The organism is Gordonia terrae, assembly GCF_001698225.1.
Classification (GTDB): Bacteria; Actinomycetota; Actinomycetes; order Mycobacteriales; family Mycobacteriaceae; genus Gordonia; species Gordonia terrae.
Window position 1 is genome coordinate 1,957,638 of sequence record NZ_CP016594.1, and the last position, 18,309, is coordinate 1,975,946.

Sequence of the window (18,309 nt, forward strand, 5' to 3'; positions counted from 1 at the left end):
CCGATCGGGGCTCGTTGTGACCCCAGCTCGGGACGCGACGCGGCGCGCTGCCACTCCCGCGTCCGCAGGTACCCTGACTAGCTATGTGTGGAATCGTGGGATACGTGGGGCGGCGCGATGCCCTGGACATCGTCGTCGACGCGCTGCGACGGATGGAATACCGCGGATACGACTCGGCGGGCGTCGCGATCCTCGACGGCGAGGGAAGCACCGCCATCCAGAAGAAGGCGCTCCGACTGGAGAACCTGGAGAAGCAGATCGCCACTGTCGGTCGCGAATCCCTGTCGGGGACGACCGGCATCGGACACACCCGCTGGGCGACGCACGGCAAGCCGACCGATCGCAACGCGCATCCGCACGCCAGTGACGACGGCAAGCTCGCCGTCGTGCACAACGGCATCATCGAGAACTACGCGGAACTGCGCGCCGAACTCGAGGAGGACGGGGTCGAGTTCACGTCCGAGACCGACACCGAGACCGCCGTGCACCTCGTGTCGAAGTACTACGCGCTGGGTCCGACCGCCGGCGACTTCGTGGCCAGCGCCTACGCGGCGCTCCGTCGTCTCGAGGGGGCCTTCACCCTCGTGTTCACCCACGCCGACCACGCGGACACCATCGTCGCGGCGCGACGGTCGACACCGCTCGTGGTGGGCGTCGGGAAGGGTGAGATGTTCCTCGCGTCGGACGTGACCGCATTCATCGAACACACCCGGGACGCAGTGGAACTCGGCCAGGACGAGGTCGTGGTGATCACCGCGGACTCGTACACGGTCAGCGACTTCGACCAGAACGTCCGCGAGGGCAAGCCGTTCCACATCGACTGGGATCTCGCCGCCGCGGAAAAGGGCGGCTACGACTTCTTCATGCTCAAGGAGATCGCCGAGCAGCCGCGCGCGATCGCCGACACCCTCCTGGGGCATCTGCAGAACGGCCGCATCGTGCTCGACGAGCAGCGCCTGACCGACGACGACCTACGCGACGTCGACAAGGTGTTCGTGGTCGCCTGTGGAACCGCCTACCACGCGGGTCTGCTCGCCAAGTACGCGATCGAGCACTGGACCCGGCTCCCGGTCGAGATCGAACTCGCCAGCGAGTTCCGCTACCGCGACCCGGTGCTCGACCGGTCGACGCTGGTCGTCGCGATCTCGCAGTCCGGTGAGACAGCCGACACGCTCGAAGCCGTCCGGCACGCGAAGGACCAGAAGGCTCGCGTCCTGGCCATCTGCAACACCAACGGCGCACAGATCCCGCGGGAATCCGACGCGGTCCTCTACACCCACGCCGGCCCCGAGATCGGCGTCGCGTCGACCAAGTGCTTCCTCGCGCAGATCGTCGCCGCCTACCTGGTGGGGCTCGCGCTGGCGCAGGCCCGGGGCACCAAATACGCCGACGAGGTCGCCCGCGAGTTCGCGGCCATCGAGGCGATGGCCGATTCCGTCGCCCAGGTGCTCGACACCATGGAACCGGTGCGCGAACTCGCTCGCTCGCTGGCGCACCACAACACGGTGTTGTTCATCGGCCGACACGTCGGATATCCGGTCGCGCTCGAAGGTGCCCTCAAGCTCAAAGAACTCGCGTACATGCACGCCGAGGGGTTCGCGGCGGGTGAGCTCAAGCACGGGCCGATCGCCCTGATCGAGGACGGGCTGCCGGTGATCACGGTCATGCCGTCCCCGGACGGCCGCGCCGTGCTGCATTCCAAGATGGTCAGCAACATCCGCGAGATCCAGGCCCGTGGCGCGCGCACGATCGTCATCGCCGAGCCCGACGACGTGGCCGCCCGTGCGGTCGCCGACGAGTTCATCCCGATCCCGAAGACGCCGACACTGCTGCAGCCCCTGGTCTCGACGGTCCCGCTGCAGGTGTTCGCCGCCAGCGTCGCCCAGGCGCGCGGCTACGACGTCGACAAACCGCGGAACCTGGCCAAATCGGTGACCGTCGAATAGTCGATCCACGTGCCGATCCGCTATCTGACGGCTGACGAGGTCCGCGACGCCGAGCGGGCCTCGGGGGACCTGCTCACCGGCGGCGTCCTGATGCGCCGGGCGGCGCATGGGGTCGCCCAGGTGATCGCGGCGGAGCTGAACCGGACCGGCGGCTGCTACGGACGGGCGGTCGGCGTCGTCGTCGGTGCCGGGGACAACGGCGGCGACGCGCTGTTCGCCGGCGCCGAACTGTGCCGCCGCGGAGTGCGGGTCGCGGCGGTCCTCCTCGCTCCGGACAAGGCCCACGCCGCCGGTCTGGCGGCATTCCGCGCCGCCGGCGGACGGACCGGTGAGCGACTCCCCGACGGACTCGACGTGATCGTCGACGGCGTGGTCGGTCTCGGCGGCCGGGGTCCGTTGCGGACGAACGCCGCCGAGGTCTTCGCGGGTGTCGATCCGGACACCACGGTCATCGCGGTGGATCTGCCGTCGGGCGTCGACGCCGACACCGGCGAGGTCCACGATCCGGCGGTTCGTGCCGACATCACGGTCACCTTCGGGGTCCGGCGTCGTGCACATCTGCTCGCCGCTCCGCAGTGTGGGGCAGTCGTCCTGGTCGACATCGGCCTCGACGATGTCCTGCCCGCGACGAGCCGACTCGCCACACCGACGCTCAGCACGCTCGTCGACGACGAGATCGACTGGCCCACACCGGGTCCCGGAGATGACAAGTACACCCAGGGGGTTGTCGGGGTCATCGCCGGGTCGCACCGGTACCCCGGCGCAGCGGTCCTCGCCACCGGCGCGGCGGTCACCGCGACCTCGGGGATGACCCGATTCGTCGGGTCCGCGCACGCCGAAGTGGTGGCGCGGTGGCCGGAGGTCGTCGCGACGCCCGATCTCGCCGACGCCGGTCGCGTCCAGGCGTGGGTCCTCGGCCCCGGTATGGGTACCGACGACGCCGCCGCGGCGACCCTGCGGACGGTCCTGGCCACCGATCTGCCGGTCCTCGCCGACGCCGACGCACTGACCCTGATCGCCCGCGACCCCGGTCTCGTCGACGGACGGACGTCGCCGACCCTGCTGACACCCCACGCGGGCGAGTTCGCCCGCTTGACCGGTACCGAACTGGGCGCCGACCGTCTCACCGCCGTCTCCGGTCTCGCCGCGAGGTGGGGCGTCACGGTGCTGCTGAAGGGACGGATCACGCTGGTCGCCGACCCGACGGGTCACGTCCTCGGCAACGACGCCGGGTCGTCGTGGGCCGCGACCGCCGGGGCCGGGGACGTCCTGTCAGGGGTGGCCGGGGCCCTGCTCGCCGCCGGGACACCGCCTCGGATCGCCGGTGCGGCGGCCGCGCGCGTCCACGCCCGGGCGGCGGAGCTCGCGAGTGGCGGCGCGCCGATCGGGGCGTCGGCCCTGCTGTCGGCGCTGCGTCCGGCGATCCGCGAGTTCACCACGCGCCGAGCACGAACACGAGTGGGTACAGCGCCGTCAGCGCGGTGAACGCGGTGACCGACGACAGCACGATTGCATCGGCGATGATGCCCGCGCGCCGGAGTGCGCCGTGCCGGATGCGCTGGGTGACCGAGATGGCCAGCGCCGCGCAGGCGGCGACCGCCGCGACGACGCCGACGCCGAAGGCGACCAGGGCCGCGACCCCGTAGGCGTCGGCGGGTTCGCCGGCCATCGCGTGGCCGAGGGCGAGCAGGAAGAGCACCCCGGCCGTGATGAACGCCACCCAGGCCATCGCATTGGCGGCCCAGGAGGTCAGCGAGGCGCTCAGGCCGGGACGGGCGGGGCCGGCAGGCGGGATGATCGGATCGACGGGGGAGAAGGCGGCGAGGTCCTGGCCGTACGGCGGGGGCGCGAGGCGGGCGGGGGCGAACACGGCGGTGGCCTGCGGATTCGGATTGTTGTACATGGTGACTCCGTGGGTGCGGCGACGGTTGGGACTGCAGTGGGGTCCACTCAACCGCCCGGAGCACGCCGGTGCATCGGTGTGACTACTCAGACCCCGTCGGTAGATCGTCGCCCTCCTCTCGCTGCGGGCAGCCGGGGTCGGCCCGACCCGGCGATCTGGGACAATGAACGACGATGACTTCCCCTGCTCTGACCGCGACCGTCGATCTCGGCGCGATCGCCCACAACGTCGGTGTGCTGCGTGCCGTCTCGGGTTCCGACGTAATGGCGGTCGTGAAGGCCGACGCCTACGGCCACGGCGCGCTGCCGGTGGCGCGTGCCGTGCTCGCCGCGGGCGCCACCGAACTCGGTGTCGCGCACCTCACCGAGGCCGCCGCACTGCGGGCAGCCGGCATCGACGCCCCGATCACGGCATGGCTGCACACGCCGGGTGCCGACTTCGCCGGTGCGATCACCGACCGCATCGACATCGCGCTCTCGTCGATCGCGCAGCTCGACGCGGTGGTCGCCGCCGCGCGGCGCGTCGGTCGACCCGCCCTGGTGACCGCCAAGGTCGACACCGGCCTCAATCGCAGCGGCGTCGCGGTGGACGAGTGGGCCGACTTCGCCGAGCGGGTCGCGAAGGCACACGCGGACGGATCGGTGATCCTGCGCGCGGCGATGTGCCATCTCGCGCGCGGAGACGAGCCCGAGCACCCGTTGAACGACGCCCAGGCGCAACGGCTCGACCTCGCGGTGGCCGACCTGGTCCGGCTGGGGGCGACGCCGCAGGTGGTGCACATCGCCAATTCGCCGGCGGCGCTGACCCGCCCGGATCTGGCCCGTGACCTCGTCCGTCCCGGGATCGCCGTGTACGGCCGCACCCCGGTGCCCGCACAGGGCGACTTCGGGCTGATCCCGGCCATGACGCTGACCGCGCGCATCGCGCTCGTGAAGAAGGTGGCCGCGGGGCAGGGCGTGTCCTACAGCGAGACATGGATCGCGCCGCGCGACACGGTGGTCGCCGTGGTCGCCGCGGGATACGCCGACGGCGTACCGCGACTGTTGTCGGGCCGCATCCGGGTCCGGATCGGTGATCGGATGTTCGACGGCGTGGGCCGGATCTGCATGGATCAGCTGGTCGTCGACCTCGGACCGGACGGGGCCGGTGTCCGCGAAGGGGACGAGGCCGAACTGTTCGGCACCGGAGCCGCCGGCGGCCCGACCGCGAAGGACTGGGCGGACGCGATCGGCACCATCGACTACGAGATCGTCTCGCAGGTCGGGACGCGGGTGGTCCGTAGGTACGTCGGCGAGGGGGTCGCCGGGGTAGATTCCGAGGACACGGTGACACCCGAGAACGCGGGGACCGGACAGTGAGCGGGGCACCACTGGTGGACGATTCCGAACGCGTCGGATTGCTGGCCGGGGTGGCGGGGATCGCCGCCCTGGGCGGTATGGCGGCCGTGGGGGCGGCACGAAACATCGCTCGCAAGAGTGTGGTCGGCCGGGCGGACCCACACGCCGACGTCGACCTCACCGCGCTCTACGGCGAGCGGGCGACCACGGTCACCACCGATGACGGCCTCGAGCTGGCGGTGCGGATCGTCGACCTCGGGACGGTGACGGCCGACTCGGCGCCCGACCTGACGATCGTGTTCGTGCACGGCTTCAGTCTTCGGTTGTCGAGCTGGCACTTCCAGCGCGCGCAACTCGCCGCGGAGTGGTCCGACCGCAACTACCGTCTGGTGTTCTTCGACCATCGGGGTCACGGGGAGAGCGACCCGGCTCCGACCGAGACGTGCACGATCGCCCAGCTCGCCGACGACGCGGCAGCCGTGGTCCGGGCCACCGTCTCGGTCGGACCCGTTGTCCTCGTAGGTCATTCGATGGGGGGCATGACCCTGATGGGCCTCGCTCGCCGCCACCCGGCACTGTTCTCGACCCACGGTCCGGTGGCCGGTGTGGGTCTCGTGGCGACGGCATCGCGCGGTATCACCGACGCCGGACTCGGTGAGGGACTGCGCAATCCGGTGGTGGACGCCTTCCGGATGAGTGTCCGCCGCGCCCCGCGCCTCGTACAGGCCGGCCGCGGACTGACCCGCTCGGCTCTCGAACCGGTGCTGGTCGCAGCGAGTTTCGGACCGACGTTCTACAGTCCGGCGCTCGGTGCGGCGGTGGACAAGATGATCCAGAGCACGCCGATCGAGACCATCGTGAACTTCTTGCACGCGTTGGAGATCCACGACGAATCCACCGCCCTGCCGGTGATCGCGCAGGTCCCGACCACGGTTGTGTGCGGCGATCGGGACCGACTGACGCCGCTGCGCAACTCGGTGCGGATGTACTCCCAACTCGGCGCCGACTCGCGACTGGTGGTCGCCAAGGGCGCCGGTCACATGGTCCAGATGGAGGAGCCGCGTCTGGTGAGCGACGCGATCGTCGAACTGGTCGACCGGGCGCGGGTCGCGCTGCCTGCTCCCCGCCGGCGCTGGTGGAAGCGAGGCCGGGGATGAGCCGACCGGGTCCCGGCGGTGCGCGTGAACTCCCCGACGTCGCCGACACCGAGGCCTTCGGTGCCGAGCTGGCGTCGACCCTGACCGCGGGGGACGTGGTCATCCTCGACGGACCGCTGGGTGCGGGGAAGACGGCGCTGGCCCGCGGGATCGGAGCCGGGCTCGGCGTCGTGGGCCGGGTGACGTCGCCGACCTTCATCATCGCGCGCGAGCACCGACCGGGCCGCCCGGACCGACCGGGGATGGTCCACGTCGATGCGTACCGGCTCGGCGGCACCGGGAACGGTTCCGGGGTCCTCGACGAGCTGGACGCCCTCGATCTGGACTCCGACCTCGACGAGGCGGTCGTCGTCGTGGAGTGGGGTGAGGGCGTGGCCGAGCGGCTGGCCGATCGGCATCTCGTCGTGCGGCTGCGCCGGGACGCCGACAGCGATGTGCGACATGTGGAGTGGGAATGGGTGAGCGCCGAATGAGCGAGCGTCTGGTGCTGGCGGTCGACACCGCCACCGACTCGGTGGTGGCCGGAGTGGCCGCCCTGCACGACGGCGAGGTGCGGGTCCTGGCCGAGCGTGTGGTCGCCGACCATCGGCGGCACGCGGAACTGCTCACCAGCCTCATCGCCGAGAGTCTCGCCGAATCCGGCGCCGCCCGAACCGATCTGACCGCGGTCGTCGTCGGCTGCGGGCCCGGGCCGTTCACCGGGCTCCGGGTCGGGATGGCGACCGGCGCCGCCTTCGCCGATGCGCTCGGGATCCCGGCGTACGGTGTGTGCTCTTTGGATGCACTTGCCGCCGAAGCCGATTCGGGCGCCGCCGATGCCTCGTCTCGGATTCTCGTGGTGACCGACGCGCGCCGGCGTGAGGTGTATTGGGCGCTGTACGGGGGCGGCCGCCGGCTGCGCGGGCCCGAGGTGGCCGCGCCCGGGGTGGTCGCCGATGAACTCGCCGCCGACCGGTCCGCAGGACGGATCGGGGCTGCTGCCGGTTCTGCCGCCCATCTGGAGCTCACCGGCTGGACCGGCGGCGCACCCGCGATCGCGGTACCGACCGTCCGCGGGCTCATCGCGGCCGCGGCCGCCGACATCATCGCCGGACGGGAGCCCGCACCCCTTGTCCCGCTGTATCTCCGACGCCCCGACGCCGTCGAGCAGAAGGACCGCCGGGCGGGTGCGGCGCGATGACCACACCCGAATTGATGATCGACGCCCTCACCTACGGCGACATCCCGCGCTGTGCCGCGCTGGAACGGCAGATGTTCGCCGACGATTCCCCCTGGCCGGCAGCGGCTTTCCGGGCCGAACTCAACGCGCCCCACAACACCTATTTCGCGGCGCGGGAACGCGCCGGGGCCGACGTCATCGGGTATGCGGGCGTCTCCCTGCTCGGACAGCCGGACGCCTGGGAGTGCGAGATCCACACCATCGCCGTCGATCCGGACCATCGGGGCCGGGGAGTGGGCAAGGCCCTGCTCGAGGCCATGCTCGTCGTCGCCGACGAGAACGACGCCCCGGTGTTCCTCGAGGTGCGCACCGACAACGACGTGGCGATCGCGCTGTACTCGCGGCACGGGTTCAGCACCGCGGGTCTTCGCCGCAACTACTATCAGCCGTCCGGCGCGGATGCCTACACGATGTTGCGGCTACCGGTCTCGGGCCGGCCGCTCGAACCGGAGGAGGGCCCCGCGTGATCGTCATGGGTATCGAGAGTTCCTGCGACGAAACGGGTGTCGGCATCGTCCGGTGGACGCCGGGCGACGGTGACGCCCCCGGATACGCGACGATGCTCGCCGACGAGGTGGCGTCGAGCGTAAACGAACATGCGCGGTTCGGCGGCGTGGTCCCCGAGATCGCATCGCGTGCGCATCTGGAGGCGATCGTCCCCACGATGCGCCGGGCGCGGGAGACGGCCGGGATCGACCGTCCCGACGCCATCGCCGTCACCATCGGCCCGGGCCTGGCCGGTGCGCTGCTCGTCGGGGTCGCCGCGGCGAAGGCCTACGCACTCGCCTGGGATGTGCCGCTGTATGCGATGAACCATCTCGGCGGCCACGTCGCGGTGGACACCCTCGAGCACGGACCCATGCCGGAGTGCGTCGCGCTGCTCGTGTCCGGCGGGCACACCCACCTCCTGCACGTCACCGATCTCGCCGAGCCCATCGTCGAACTCGGCACCACGGTCGATGACGCGGCGGGGGAGGCCTTCGACAAGGTCGCCCGTCTGCTGGACCTCGGCTTCCCGGGCGGTCCGGCACTCGACAGCGCCGCCCGCGCGGGCGACCCGGGCGCGATCGCCTTTCCGCGCGGGATGACCGGTCCCCGCGACTCGCGGCACGACTTCTCGTTCAGCGGAGTGAAGACCGCTGTCGCACGGTATGTGGAGAAATGTGAGCGCGACGGCGCGGAGGTGCCCGTCGCGGACGTGGCGGCCTCGTTCCAGGAGGCGGTCGCCGACGTGCTGACGATGAAGGCGGTCCGTGCGTGCCGTGACCTCGGAGTGGACACCCTGGTCCTCGGGGGCGGCGCGACCGCCAATTCCCGCATCCGGTCGCTGGCGCAGGAGCGCTGCGCGGCGGCGGGGATCGACCTGCGGGTGCCCAAGCCGCGGCTGTGTACCGACAACGGGGTCATGATCGCGACCCTCGGTGCCCATGTGATCGCCGGGGGAGCCCGGCCGTCACCGCTGACCGTGGCGTCGGACCCGGCGATGTCGGTGCGAGTCAGCCAGCTGTAGTCGAGGGTCGTCGGGCGGATTCGCGGGCAGCGAACACGTCCGGGTTTTTGCAGCCGCCACCCTTGAGTGCTGGCACTCGCATGTATAGAGTGCTAGTTGGCGCTGAGCGAAGCCTCGGATACCCGCGACGACGGGGTTTCACAGGGCCGTGAACGTGCAGATTCTTTCTCAGTACGAAAGTTGAGGACTCACATCGTGGCGAGCGTGAACATCAAGCCGCTTGAGGACAAGATCCTGGTGCAGGCCGTCGAGGCCGAGACGACCACCGCCTCGGGCCTGGTCATCCCGGACTCCGCCAAGGAGAAGCCGCAGGAAGGCACCGTCATCGCTGTCGGCGAGGGTCGGGTCACCGAGCAGGGCAACCGCGTCCCCGTGGACGTCAAAGAAGGCGACACCGTCATCTACAGCAAGTACGGCGGCACCGAGATCAAGTACGCCGGCGAGGAGTACCTGATCCTCTCGGCACGCGACGTCCTCGCCGTCATCGGCAAGTAGGACCGGCCGAGTTAGACCCCGCGAGCCGTTTTCGCGTCTCACATCGCCCCGGCGCCCCGTGCAGGGGTACCGGGGCGATGTGCGTTGCGGCGATCGGCTCCTGCTGAAGAAAGTGATTTATGGCCAAGCAGATTGAATTCAACGAAACCGCGCGACGGGCGCTCGAGCGAGGCATCGACCAACTCGCCGACACCGTCAAGGTCACCCTCGGCCCCCGCGGACGGCATGTCGTCCTCGCCAAGGCCTTCGGCGGACCGAGCGTCACCAACGACGGCGTCACCATCGCCCGCGACATCGAACTCGACGATCCGTTCGAGAACCTCGGCGCGCAGCTGGTGAAGTCCGTCGCCACCAAGACCAACGACGTCGCGGGCGACGGCACCACCACCGCAACGGTTCTCGCGCAGGCGATGGTCAAGGCAGGTCTCCGGAACGTGGCGGCCGGGTCCAACCCGATCGCCCTCGGGCAGGGGATCAGCAAGGCTGCCGATGCGCTCAGCGAGGCCCTGCTCGCCGCGGCCACCCCGGTCTCGGGCGAGAAGGCCATCGCACAGATCGCCACCGTGTCCTCCCGGGACGAGGAGATCGGCGAGATGGTCGGCAAGGCGATGACTGCGGTCGGCGCCGACGGTGTCGTCACCGTCGAGGAGAGTTCCGGACTGAGCACCGACCTCGAGATCACCGAGGGCGTCCAGTTCGACAAGGGCTTCCTCTCGCCGTACTTCGTCACCGACGTCGACAGCCAGGAAGCGGTCCTCGAAGACGCGCTCGTGCTGCTCTACCGCGACAAGATCAGCTCCCTGCCGGAGTTCCTGCCGCTGCTGGAGAAGGTCGTCGAGGCGGGCAAGTCGCTGCTGATCGTCGCCGAGGACGTCGAGGGCGAGCCGCTGTCGACCCTCGTCGTCAACTCGATCCGCAAGACGATCCGCGCCGTCGCGGTCAAGGCGCCGTTCTTCGGCGACCGCCGCAAGGCCTTCCTCGAAGATCTCGCGGTCGTCACCGGCGGAACCGTGGTCTCCTCCGACATCGGTCTGAGCCTGTCAACCGTCGGCCTCGAGGTGCTCGGCTCGGTCCGCCGCGTCGTCGTCACCAAGGACGCGACCACCCTGGTCGAGGGTGCCGGGACCAAGGACGCGATCGCGGACCGTTCGGCCCAGCTCCGGCGCGAGATCGAGCAGTCCGACTCGGACTGGGACAAGGAGAAGCTCGCCGAGCGTCTGGCCAAGCTCTCCGGTGGTGTCGCCGTCATCCGTGTCGGCGCGGCCACCGAGACCGCCCTCAAGGAGCGCAAGCACCGCGTCGAGGACGCCGTCGCCGCGGCCAAGGCCGGGGTCGAGGAGGGCATCATCCCCGGCGGTGGCTCGGCCATCGTGCAGGCGTCGAAGAAGCTCGACGCACTCGCCGAGTCGCTGACCGGCGACGAGGCCCTGGGCGTGCGGGTCGTACGCGACTCCGCGCGTGCACCGCTGTACTGGATTGCCGCGAACGCGGGCCTCGACGGTGCGGTCGTGGTCGACAAGGTCGCAGGCGCGGCCGACGGCTCGGGATTCAATGCCGCCAGCCTCACCTACGGCGACCTGGTCGGCGAGGGCATCATCGACCCGGTGAAGGTGACCCGTTCAGCAGTCGTCAACGCGGCATCGGTGGCCCGGATGGTGTTGACCACCGAGACCGCCATCACCGACCAGCCGGCCGACGAGCCCGCCGGTCACGCCGGTCACGGGCACGCGCACTGACGTAGAACCTCGCCGGTCGCACACCGACGAACACGAGAGCCGGGTATCCCCGCAGGGATACCCGGCTCTCGCCGTCGTCAGATGGGCTCGTCGCCCCGGGCCTCAGCTGGCCATCCGGCGGCCGACGCCGCGCTTCATCAGGATGCTGCGCTCGGATTCGGAGAGGCCGCCCCAGATGCCGTACGGCTCCGCCACCGCGAGGGCGTGCTCCCGGCACTGCGCGATGACCGGGCACTGGTGGCACATCTCCTTCGCGCGGCGCTCACGTTGCGCTCGGGCCCGGCCGCGCTCGCCGTCCGGATGGAAGAACATGGCCGAGTCGACGCCGCGGCAGAGTCCTGACATCTGCCAGTCCCAGATGTCAGCGTTGGGGCCGGGGAGATGATTGGGCTGAGGCATGACAGCTACTCCTTGTCGTGGGCCGCACCGAGGTGCTCGGTGAGAAACGTCGATTTCCTGCAACGCTGAACTCACATTAAGCGGGCCTGAGAAATGGCGTCAATAGGCCCGAAATGGGACGTGATTGCCGCGAAAGTCTCAGAAATGTTAACGGCGGGTTAGGTGATGTCGGTCGGATAGCACAGCAGTGGCGAGGGTTTCATGCGGCCCCTGGATCGGATGGTCTCACCCCATGTGACCAGCGAATACAGCGAACCTCGCGTAGTCTTTGTCCAGCGTGACGTGCGCCGGGGTGTGGTGACGTCGAGCGAACCGATTTACACGTCGGAAATCCTCCGATGATGCACCCGTGATCTGTCCAGAGAATTAACGTTGGGAATCGTTCGTTAAATTCATGCAAACCAAAAAAGTCGGAGTGACCAAGAACACCTGGGCGGCGCTCGAGAACGCCGTTGAGCTGCGTCGACACCCGTCCACCGCGTCGGTGGTGGCACCGCTTCTGCGCGCTTGGGCCGACGCGGTCTCCGCCGGTGGACGCGGGGACTACGCGGGCGCGCTGACGACGCTCATCGATCTCGAGCGGGTCGTCGGTCCGCCGACCGGCCCGTCGACGCCTCCGGGTCCGCGAACCGCACTGCTCTCGCTCTGCCAGAGCACCCGCGCATCGCTGGTGCGTCAGGCCGGGCGTCATCGGATCGCACACGGGATCGACGGCCGGTCCCTCGCGACCGTGGGTCTCTCGGACGCGATGGGATCGCCGGGCCCGGCCGAGGTCTCGCTGACGCGTGCCGCGGTCGCGGACGGACTCGTCGGGCTCGCGGCCGACAATCTCGGCCTGCTGAGATTCGGTGCCTCTCGCCGGCTGCTCGATCGGGCGAGGTCGGTTCTCGACCCGTCTCCCGGACCGGCCCGGGGTGACTGGTCCTGGCAGGTGTCGGACGCCGATTGGGCCACGGCGACCCGCTGTCGGTTGCGCTGGGAGTGGGTGAGCGCCGAACTCGGTCTCTATCGTGGCGACGTCTCGACCGGGCTCGGCCATGGCCGGGCGGGGGCGTTGTTGATCCGGGAGATGCGGGAGGCGGGAACCCCGGTTCCGGCTCGGCATCGCATCAAGACCGATCTCATCGCCGCGGCCGCCACCGCGGGTGGTGGGGATCGCGGCGGCGCGGCGACGGTTGCGCGGGGTGTCGCCGACGACGCTCGCGACGAGGGTCTCCGCCCGCTGGAATGGGCCGCGATCAGTCTGCTGCTGGGCACCGGGTCCGCCTCCGACGACGACGCCGCACGCCACCGCGAGCTCCGCGCCACGCTGATCGGCAAGGGCATGGCGCTGATGCCCGGGGGTTGATCGCTAAGGTGTGTTGGGGTCTGCCACGCCGTCGCCGCCGGGGACGTCGGGGAACGCTGCTCACCAGCCGCGGTCCACGACGGTCGCCACCGGCGGCGTCACCGTGTCGGGGCCCGTACCAGGACTGGCGGCGAGGCCGGTTGGCCGATCTGTAACACGGGGATTCCTACGCGCGATGAAGTTGACAGGTGGTGAGTTGAACGACGCCGTCCGGGCCGCGGGCCAAGGCGATCGTGCCGCTCTCACGTCAGTTCTCGAAAGCGTGCAGGAACCGATCCTGCGCTACTGCCGAGGACGCATCGGGGTCGGGGAACGCCATCTGTTCTCCGCCGACGACATCGCGCAGGAGGCATTGATGGCGGTGATGACCGCACTGCCCCGTTATCGGGACCAGGGCAAACCGTTCATGGCCTTCGTCTACGGCATCGCGTCGCACAAGGTTGCCGACGCCATGCGGGTGGCGGCGCGGGTGAAATCGGACCCGGTCGACGAGATCCCCGAGGTCTCGCACGTCGCCGGCGGTCCGGAGCAGTTCGCCATCGACGCCGACGGCAGCAGACGGATGCGAGCACTGTTGGGCATCCTGCCGGAGAAACAGCGCGAGGTCCTGGTCCTGCGGTTGATCGTCGGCATGTCGGCGGAGGAGACCGCGCAGGCCATCGGCAGCACTGCCGGGGCGGTGCGAGTCGCCCAGCACCGGGCGCTGGCGAAATTGAAAGACGAGTTGAGACGGACAGGAGGTCACGATGAGCGGACAGTCTGATTGGCGTAGACGCCGTGTCGTCGGTGGTGACCAGCCGAACCGACCCGGCCAGCCACCGGCGCATCGCCGTGCGCCGGGTGCGAGTGGCCCGTCGCCGGCCGGTCCCGGACCCCGACCGCTGGACTCGGCTCCGTCAGGCGTCGATCCCGCCTCGGTCGAGGACGACGCCCTCGACCTCTCCGAGGTCAACTTCGACGAGAACTTCCTCGACGCGCTGACCCGCGACGTGCCGGTGCCGACCCGCGACGCGGCCGAATACCAACTGGCCGAGATGCTGTCGGGCTGGAAGTCCGAGATCATGTCCACCCCGGAGCCGGAGTTGGTGTCCGTCGACGATGTCGAACGGGCGATCGGCACCACCGAGCGGGCCAGTCGCGGGCGCCGGATGGTCCGTCACCTCCGCGTCGTGTCGGGTGCGGCCGCGATCGTCATCGTCGCGGCGGCCGGTCTGACCGTGCTCTCCGAGGGCTCGCAACCCGGTGACCCGCTGTGGGGCATCAAGCAGGTCGTGTTCGCCGAGGCGGCGTCGCAGACGCAGGCCGCGCACGATGTCCGCAACAATCTCGAGCGAGCCGAGGCCGCGATCGCGGCGGGCGACCCGGGCGCGGCGGCCGGCCTGCTGGCCGAGGCGCAGGAACGCATGGGACCGATGGACAGCGAGATGCGCGACGAGATGACCGAGTGGATGAACCGCATCCGCGACGGCGCCGGTCTGCCGACCGAACTCACCGTTCCCGCGCCGTCGACCGGCGCGGAACAGCCGGCCACGACCGAGCCGACCCGACCGGATCTGACCAGCCGCGAGGACGAGCCCTCGTCGCCCGGCGAGTCGACCCCGCCCGGTGGCGGTACCGACGAGCCGACCACGCCGTCCGAGCAGACGAGCGAACCGCAGGTGCCGTCGACGGTCCCCTCGTCGAGCGCTCCGACACAACCCTCGACGCCGTCCTCGAGCACCAAGGTCACGCGTTACCCGGCCGAATTCCCCGAGATCCCGTGGACCCCGCCCCCCGGTGTGGATGCATCGGGTCGGCCGATCGGCTGACCCGACCCCGGGACTACGTTCAACGAGTGAGGCCCTGCACCGTAGCGGTGCAGGGCCTCACTCGTATGGTCTGGCCGACGACTCGGTCACCGGACCGGCGAGCCGATGCGGGCTGTCCGCGTTCGTCTGCGGCAGTCAGCGTTCGTCGTCGAGATGGCTGCGTGCGTCTGCGTACCCGCGGCAGTAGTCCCACGTGACGTAGGCATCCGGGCGTGGGTCCACCGCCGGCTCATGGGGTCGGACGGTGCCATCGATGAGAAGCTGGATCAGGTTGGCGCGCAGCATGTCCCAGTCGTGGTAGTGGTCTTCGTGGCAGTCTTCGCAGACCACGACGAGGCCGCGCACACCGCGATTTGTCAGCAACGCCTCGTAGAGTGCGAGATCGGCGAGATCCTCTTCGACCGCGAGCCGTTCGTTCTCGTCCAGCGGGATACCCGGTTCCACGCTGTCCAAGGCGGATGCGGGATCGCTGGGATCGTCGGCGAACGGGTCCGGCGGGAGGCCGGGTGGCAGGTGGTCACGCACCTCACCACCGTAGCCGATCCCCAGCCGCTCGCGCCGCAGGCATTCACGGGTCCCGGCGGCCGTGACCGGAGCGGGTCAGGCGGTCTCACCGGCACGAAGACGCCTGTGTGACGATCGCCGCACCAGGGGAGTCGATACGATGGTCCGATGACTGCTGTTCGTACCGGTGGAGACGATCCCGGCAAGGTCGCGATGCTCGGCCTGACCTTCGACGACGTCCTGTTGCTGCCCTCGGCGTCGGACGTGATCCCCAGCGAGGTCGACACCTCGTCGCGGGTGACCAAGAGCGTGACGTTGCGGGTCCCGCTGGTGAGTTCGGCGATGGACACCGTGACCGAGTCCCGGATGGCGATCGCCATGGCCCGTGCCGGCGGTATGGGTGTCCTGCACCGCAATCTGTCGATCGAGGAACAGGCCGGTCAGGTCGAGACGGTCAAGCGGTCCGAGGCCGGGATGGTCACCGATCCGGTCACCTGCACGCCTTCCCACACGCTCGCCGAGGTGGATGCGATGTGTGCGCGCTACCGCATCTCGGGCCTGCCCGTCGTCGACGACAAGGGTGAGCTCGTCGGCATCATCACCAACCGCGACATGCGCTTCGAGGTCGACCAGAGCCGACCGGTCGCCGAGGTCATGACCAAGGCGCCGCTGATCACCGCCCAGGAAGGGGTCTCCGCGGAGGCCGCGCTGGGACTGCTGCGCCGGCACAAGATCGAGAAGCTGCCGATCGTCGACGGCAACGGCCGGCTGACCGGACTCATCACCGTCAAGGACTTCGTCAAGACCGAGCAGCATCCGCTGGCGACCAAGGACTCCGACGGACGGTTGCTCGTGGGCGCAGCCGTCGGCACCGGCGACCCGCAGTGGGACCGTGCGATGGCACTCGCCGACGCCGGAGCGGACGTGATCATCGTGGACACCGCCCACGCGCACAACCGGCTCGTGCTCGACATGGTGGCCAAGCTGAAGGCCGAGGTCGGCGACCGCGTGGACGTGGTCGGCGGCAACGTGGCGACCCGTGAGGCCGCGCAGGCGCTCGTCGATGCCGGTGCCGATGCGGTGAAGGTCGGCGTCGGCCCGGGTTCGATCTGCACCACCCGCGTCGTCGCGGGCGTCGGCGCCCCCCAGATCACCGCGATCCTCGAAGCGGTGGCGGTCTGCCAGAAGGCCGGTGTGCCCGTGATCGCCGACGGCGGTCTGCAGTACTCCGGCGACATCGCCAAGGCACTCGCCGCCGGCGCGTCGACCGCGATGCTCGGTTCGCTGCTCGCGGGCACCGCCGAGGCGCCCGGCGAGCTGGTCCTCGTCAACGGAAAGCAGTTCAAGAGCTACCGCGGCATGGGCTCGCTCGGTGCGATGCAGGGGCGTGGGCAGGCGAAGTCGTACTCGAAGGACCGCTACTTCCAGGACGACGTCCTGAAGGAGGAGAAGCTGGTTCCCGAGGGCATCGAGGGACGCGTGCCGTTCCGGGGCCCGCTGTCGCAGGTGATCCACCAGCTGGTCGGCGGCCTGCGTGCCGCCATGGGCTACACCGGCGCGTCGACGATCCCGGATCTGCAGACTGCGCGGTTCGTCCAGATCACCGCGGCGGGACTCAAGGAATCCCATCCGCACGACATCACTCTGACCGCCGAGGCACCCAACTACTATTCCCGCTGAACTCCCGAGGCCGTTCCCGCCGGATTCGTCCGGCGGGCCAGGCCGTAGGGTCGTTGTGCAGCTGAACTCCGCAGAAAGGCGCAGTGGTGCGTGACCTCGTCGAAATCGGCATGGGCCGGACAGCCCGACGGACCTACGAACTGGGGGACATCAGCATCGTCCCGTCCCGTCGGACCCGTTCGTCCAAGGACGTCTCCACGGCGTGGCAGATCGATGCCTACCGGTTCTCCTCGCCGATCCTGAGTCACCCGACCGATGCCCTGGTGTCGCCGTCGGTCGCGATCGAGCTCGGCAAGCTCGGTGCGCTGGGGGTCCTGAACGGCGAGGGGCTGTGGGCCCGTCATCGCGACGTCGAGGCCAAGATCGCCGAACTCGTCGCGATCGCGGCGGAGGATCCGGATCCCTATGCAGCGGTTCGGCATCTGCAGAAGCTGCACGCGGCTCCGCTCGACAGCGGCCTGCTGGGCGAGGCCGTGGCGCAGGTCCGCGATGCCGGCGTCACCACGGCCGTGCGGGTCAGCCCTCAGCATGCGCCGGAACTGACCCCGGCGCTGCTGGCCGCCGGGGTCGAGATCCTGGTGGTGCACGGCACGATCATCTCGGCCGAGCACGTGGCACAGGTCGACGCCGACGGCGCCGCGCGCGAACCGCTCAACCTCAAGACCTTCATCGCCGACCTCGACGTGCCCGTCATCGCGGGCGGCGTGCACGATCACCGCACCGCCCTGCACCTGATGCGGACGGGCGCCGCGGGCGTCATCGTCGGCTACGGCTCGGCCGCGGGTGCCACCACGACCGGCGAGGTCCTCGGCATCGGTGTGCCGATGGCGACCGCCATCGCCGACGCCGCCGCCGCGCGACGCGACTACCTGGACGAGACGGGCGGTCGCTACGTCCACGTCATCGCCGACGGCGACATCCACAGCTCGGGCGACCTGGTCAAGGCGATCGCCTGCGGCGCCGACGCCGCGGTTCTCGGAACCTCGCTCGCCGCAACGAGTTCGGCGCCCGGCAACGGCTGGTACTGGCCGTCGGCCGCGGCGCACCCGGACACCCCGCGCGGCGCGCTCCTGCAGGTCGCCGCGGGCGAGGACCGCCCGAGTCTCGAGCGTGTCCTCAACGGACCGTCCGATGATCCCTACGGCGAACTGAACGTCGTCGGCGCGCTGCGTCGTGCCATGGCGAAGGCCGGGTACTGCGATCTGAAGGAGTTCCAGCGCGTGGGGCTGTCCGTCCACGCCTGAGTTCCCCCTGGCCCCGCGTCACG

General features: G+C 70.1%; 18 protein-coding genes. 15 read left to right on the top strand and 3 right to left on the bottom strand.

What is annotated here, in order from left to right:
• The first annotated feature begins 83 nt into the window (after positions 1 to 83).
• On the top strand, positions 84 to 1,946 hold the full coding sequence (glmS, locus tag BCM27_RS08885; protein WP_004019175.1) for a glutamine--fructose-6-phosphate transaminase (isomerizing): 1,863 nt from the start codon (positions 84 to 86) through the stop codon (positions 1,944 to 1,946).
• A 9-nt stretch (positions 1,947 to 1,955) separates the two neighbouring features.
• Positions 1,956 to 3,431: an NAD(P)H-hydrate dehydratase gene (locus tag BCM27_RS08890; RefSeq protein ID WP_004019176.1), complete on the top strand. Its 1,476-nt coding sequence runs from the start codon at positions 1,956 to 1,958 to the stop codon at positions 3,429 to 3,431.
• Here BCM27_RS08890 and BCM27_RS08895 read toward each other — a convergent pair.
• Complete coding sequence (locus BCM27_RS08895; protein ID WP_004019177.1) at positions 3,379 to 3,849, bottom strand: hypothetical protein; 471 nt, start codon at positions 3,847 to 3,849, stop codon at positions 3,379 to 3,381. The genes BCM27_RS08890 and BCM27_RS08895 overlap by 53 nt on opposite strands.
• A 173-nt stretch (positions 3,850 to 4,022) precedes the next feature.
• Here BCM27_RS08895 and alr point away from each other — a divergent pair, with 173 nt between their 5' ends.
• The 8 genes from alr (at position 4,023) to groL (ending at position 11,303) form a co-directional block, all read left to right on the top strand.
• The gene (alr, locus tag BCM27_RS08900) at positions 4,023 to 5,207 is read left to right on the top strand and encodes an alanine racemase (RefSeq protein ID WP_004019178.1); all 1,185 of its coding nucleotides are present in this window, start codon (positions 4,023 to 4,025) and stop codon (positions 5,205 to 5,207) included.
• Positions 5,204 to 6,343: an alpha/beta fold hydrolase gene (locus BCM27_RS08905; protein WP_004019179.1), complete on the top strand. Its 1,140-nt coding sequence runs from the start codon at positions 5,204 to 5,206 to the stop codon at positions 6,341 to 6,343. The genes alr and BCM27_RS08905 overlap by 4 nt, the downstream gene beginning before the upstream one ends.
• A complete protein-coding gene (gene tsaE / locus BCM27_RS08910; RefSeq protein ID WP_004019181.1) occupies positions 6,340 to 6,816 on the top strand; it encodes a tRNA (adenosine(37)-N6)-threonylcarbamoyltransferase complex ATPase subunit type 1 TsaE in 477 nt (158 codons plus the stop codon). The genes BCM27_RS08905 and tsaE overlap by 4 nt, the downstream gene beginning before the upstream one ends.
• Entirely contained in the window at positions 6,813 to 7,523 is a 711-nt protein-coding gene (gene tsaB / locus BCM27_RS08915) for a tRNA (adenosine(37)-N6)-threonylcarbamoyltransferase complex dimerization subunit type 1 TsaB (protein WP_004019182.1), read from the top strand. Before tsaE ends, tsaB begins: the two co-directional genes overlap by 4 nt.
• Positions 7,520 to 8,029 carry a ribosomal protein S18-alanine N-acetyltransferase gene (rimI, locus tag BCM27_RS08920; protein WP_004019183.1) on the top strand — a complete coding sequence of 170 codons (510 nt, stop codon included), beginning with the start codon at positions 7,520 to 7,522 and terminating at the stop codon, positions 8,027 to 8,029. Before tsaB ends, rimI begins: the two co-directional genes overlap by 4 nt.
• A complete protein-coding gene (gene tsaD / locus BCM27_RS08925; RefSeq protein ID WP_004019184.1) occupies positions 8,026 to 9,072 on the top strand; it encodes a tRNA (adenosine(37)-N6)-threonylcarbamoyltransferase complex transferase subunit TsaD in 1,047 nt (348 codons plus the stop codon). Before rimI ends, tsaD begins: the two co-directional genes overlap by 4 nt.
• 195 nt (positions 9,073 to 9,267) lie before the next feature.
• Entirely contained in the window at positions 9,268 to 9,567 is a 300-nt protein-coding gene (gene groES, locus BCM27_RS08930) for a co-chaperone GroES (RefSeq protein WP_004019185.1), read from the top strand.
• Positions 9,568 to 9,686: 119 nt separating this feature from the next.
• Complete coding sequence (groL, locus tag BCM27_RS08935) at positions 9,687 to 11,303, top strand: chaperonin GroEL (RefSeq protein ID WP_004019186.1); 1,617 nt, start codon at positions 9,687 to 9,689, stop codon at positions 11,301 to 11,303.
• Between the two features lie 102 nt (positions 11,304 to 11,405).
• On the opposite strand, the gene BCM27_RS08940 is transcribed toward groL, so the two are convergent.
• On the bottom strand, positions 11,406 to 11,702 hold the full coding sequence (locus tag BCM27_RS08940; protein ID WP_004019187.1) for a WhiB family transcriptional regulator: 297 nt from the start codon (positions 11,700 to 11,702) through the stop codon (positions 11,406 to 11,408).
• Positions 11,703 to 12,117: 415 nt separating this feature from the next.
• On the opposite strand from BCM27_RS08940, the gene BCM27_RS08945 reads away from it, so the two are divergent.
• The 3 genes from BCM27_RS08945 to BCM27_RS08955 all read left to right on the top strand — a co-directional run bounded on the left by BCM27_RS08945 (position 12,118) and on the right by BCM27_RS08955 (position 14,858).
• On the top strand, positions 12,118 to 13,050 hold the full coding sequence (locus tag BCM27_RS08945) for a hypothetical protein (protein ID WP_033203603.1): 933 nt from the start codon (positions 12,118 to 12,120) through the stop codon (positions 13,048 to 13,050).
• Positions 13,051 to 13,225: 175 nt separating this feature from the next.
• A complete protein-coding gene (locus BCM27_RS08950; protein WP_033203601.1) occupies positions 13,226 to 13,813 on the top strand; it encodes a sigma-70 family RNA polymerase sigma factor in 588 nt (195 codons plus the stop codon).
• Positions 13,797 to 14,858: an anti-sigma-D factor RsdA gene (locus tag BCM27_RS08955; protein WP_004019190.1), complete on the top strand. Its 1,062-nt coding sequence runs from the start codon at positions 13,797 to 13,799 to the stop codon at positions 14,856 to 14,858. Before BCM27_RS08950 ends, BCM27_RS08955 begins: the two co-directional genes overlap by 17 nt.
• A 135-nt stretch (positions 14,859 to 14,993) precedes the next feature.
• Here the strand turns inward: BCM27_RS08955 and BCM27_RS08960 are convergent, their stop codons facing one another.
• Positions 14,994 to 15,383 (bottom strand): DUF5319 domain-containing protein, encoded by a 390-nt coding sequence (locus BCM27_RS08960; RefSeq protein WP_004019191.1) that lies wholly within the window; start codon positions 15,381 to 15,383, stop codon positions 14,994 to 14,996.
• A 147-nt stretch (positions 15,384 to 15,530) separates the two neighbouring features.
• Here BCM27_RS08960 and guaB point away from each other — a divergent pair, with 147 nt between their 5' ends.
• Positions 15,531 to 17,042 carry an IMP dehydrogenase gene (guaB, locus tag BCM27_RS08965; RefSeq protein ID WP_004019192.1) on the top strand — a complete coding sequence of 504 codons (1,512 nt, stop codon included), beginning with the start codon at positions 15,531 to 15,533 and terminating at the stop codon, positions 17,040 to 17,042.
• 86 nt (positions 17,043 to 17,128) lie between these two features.
• Positions 17,129 to 18,286: a GuaB3 family IMP dehydrogenase-related protein gene (locus tag BCM27_RS08970; protein ID WP_033203751.1), complete on the top strand. Its 1,158-nt coding sequence runs from the start codon at positions 17,129 to 17,131 to the stop codon at positions 18,284 to 18,286.
• The last annotated feature ends 23 nt before the right edge of the window (positions 18,287 to 18,309 follow it).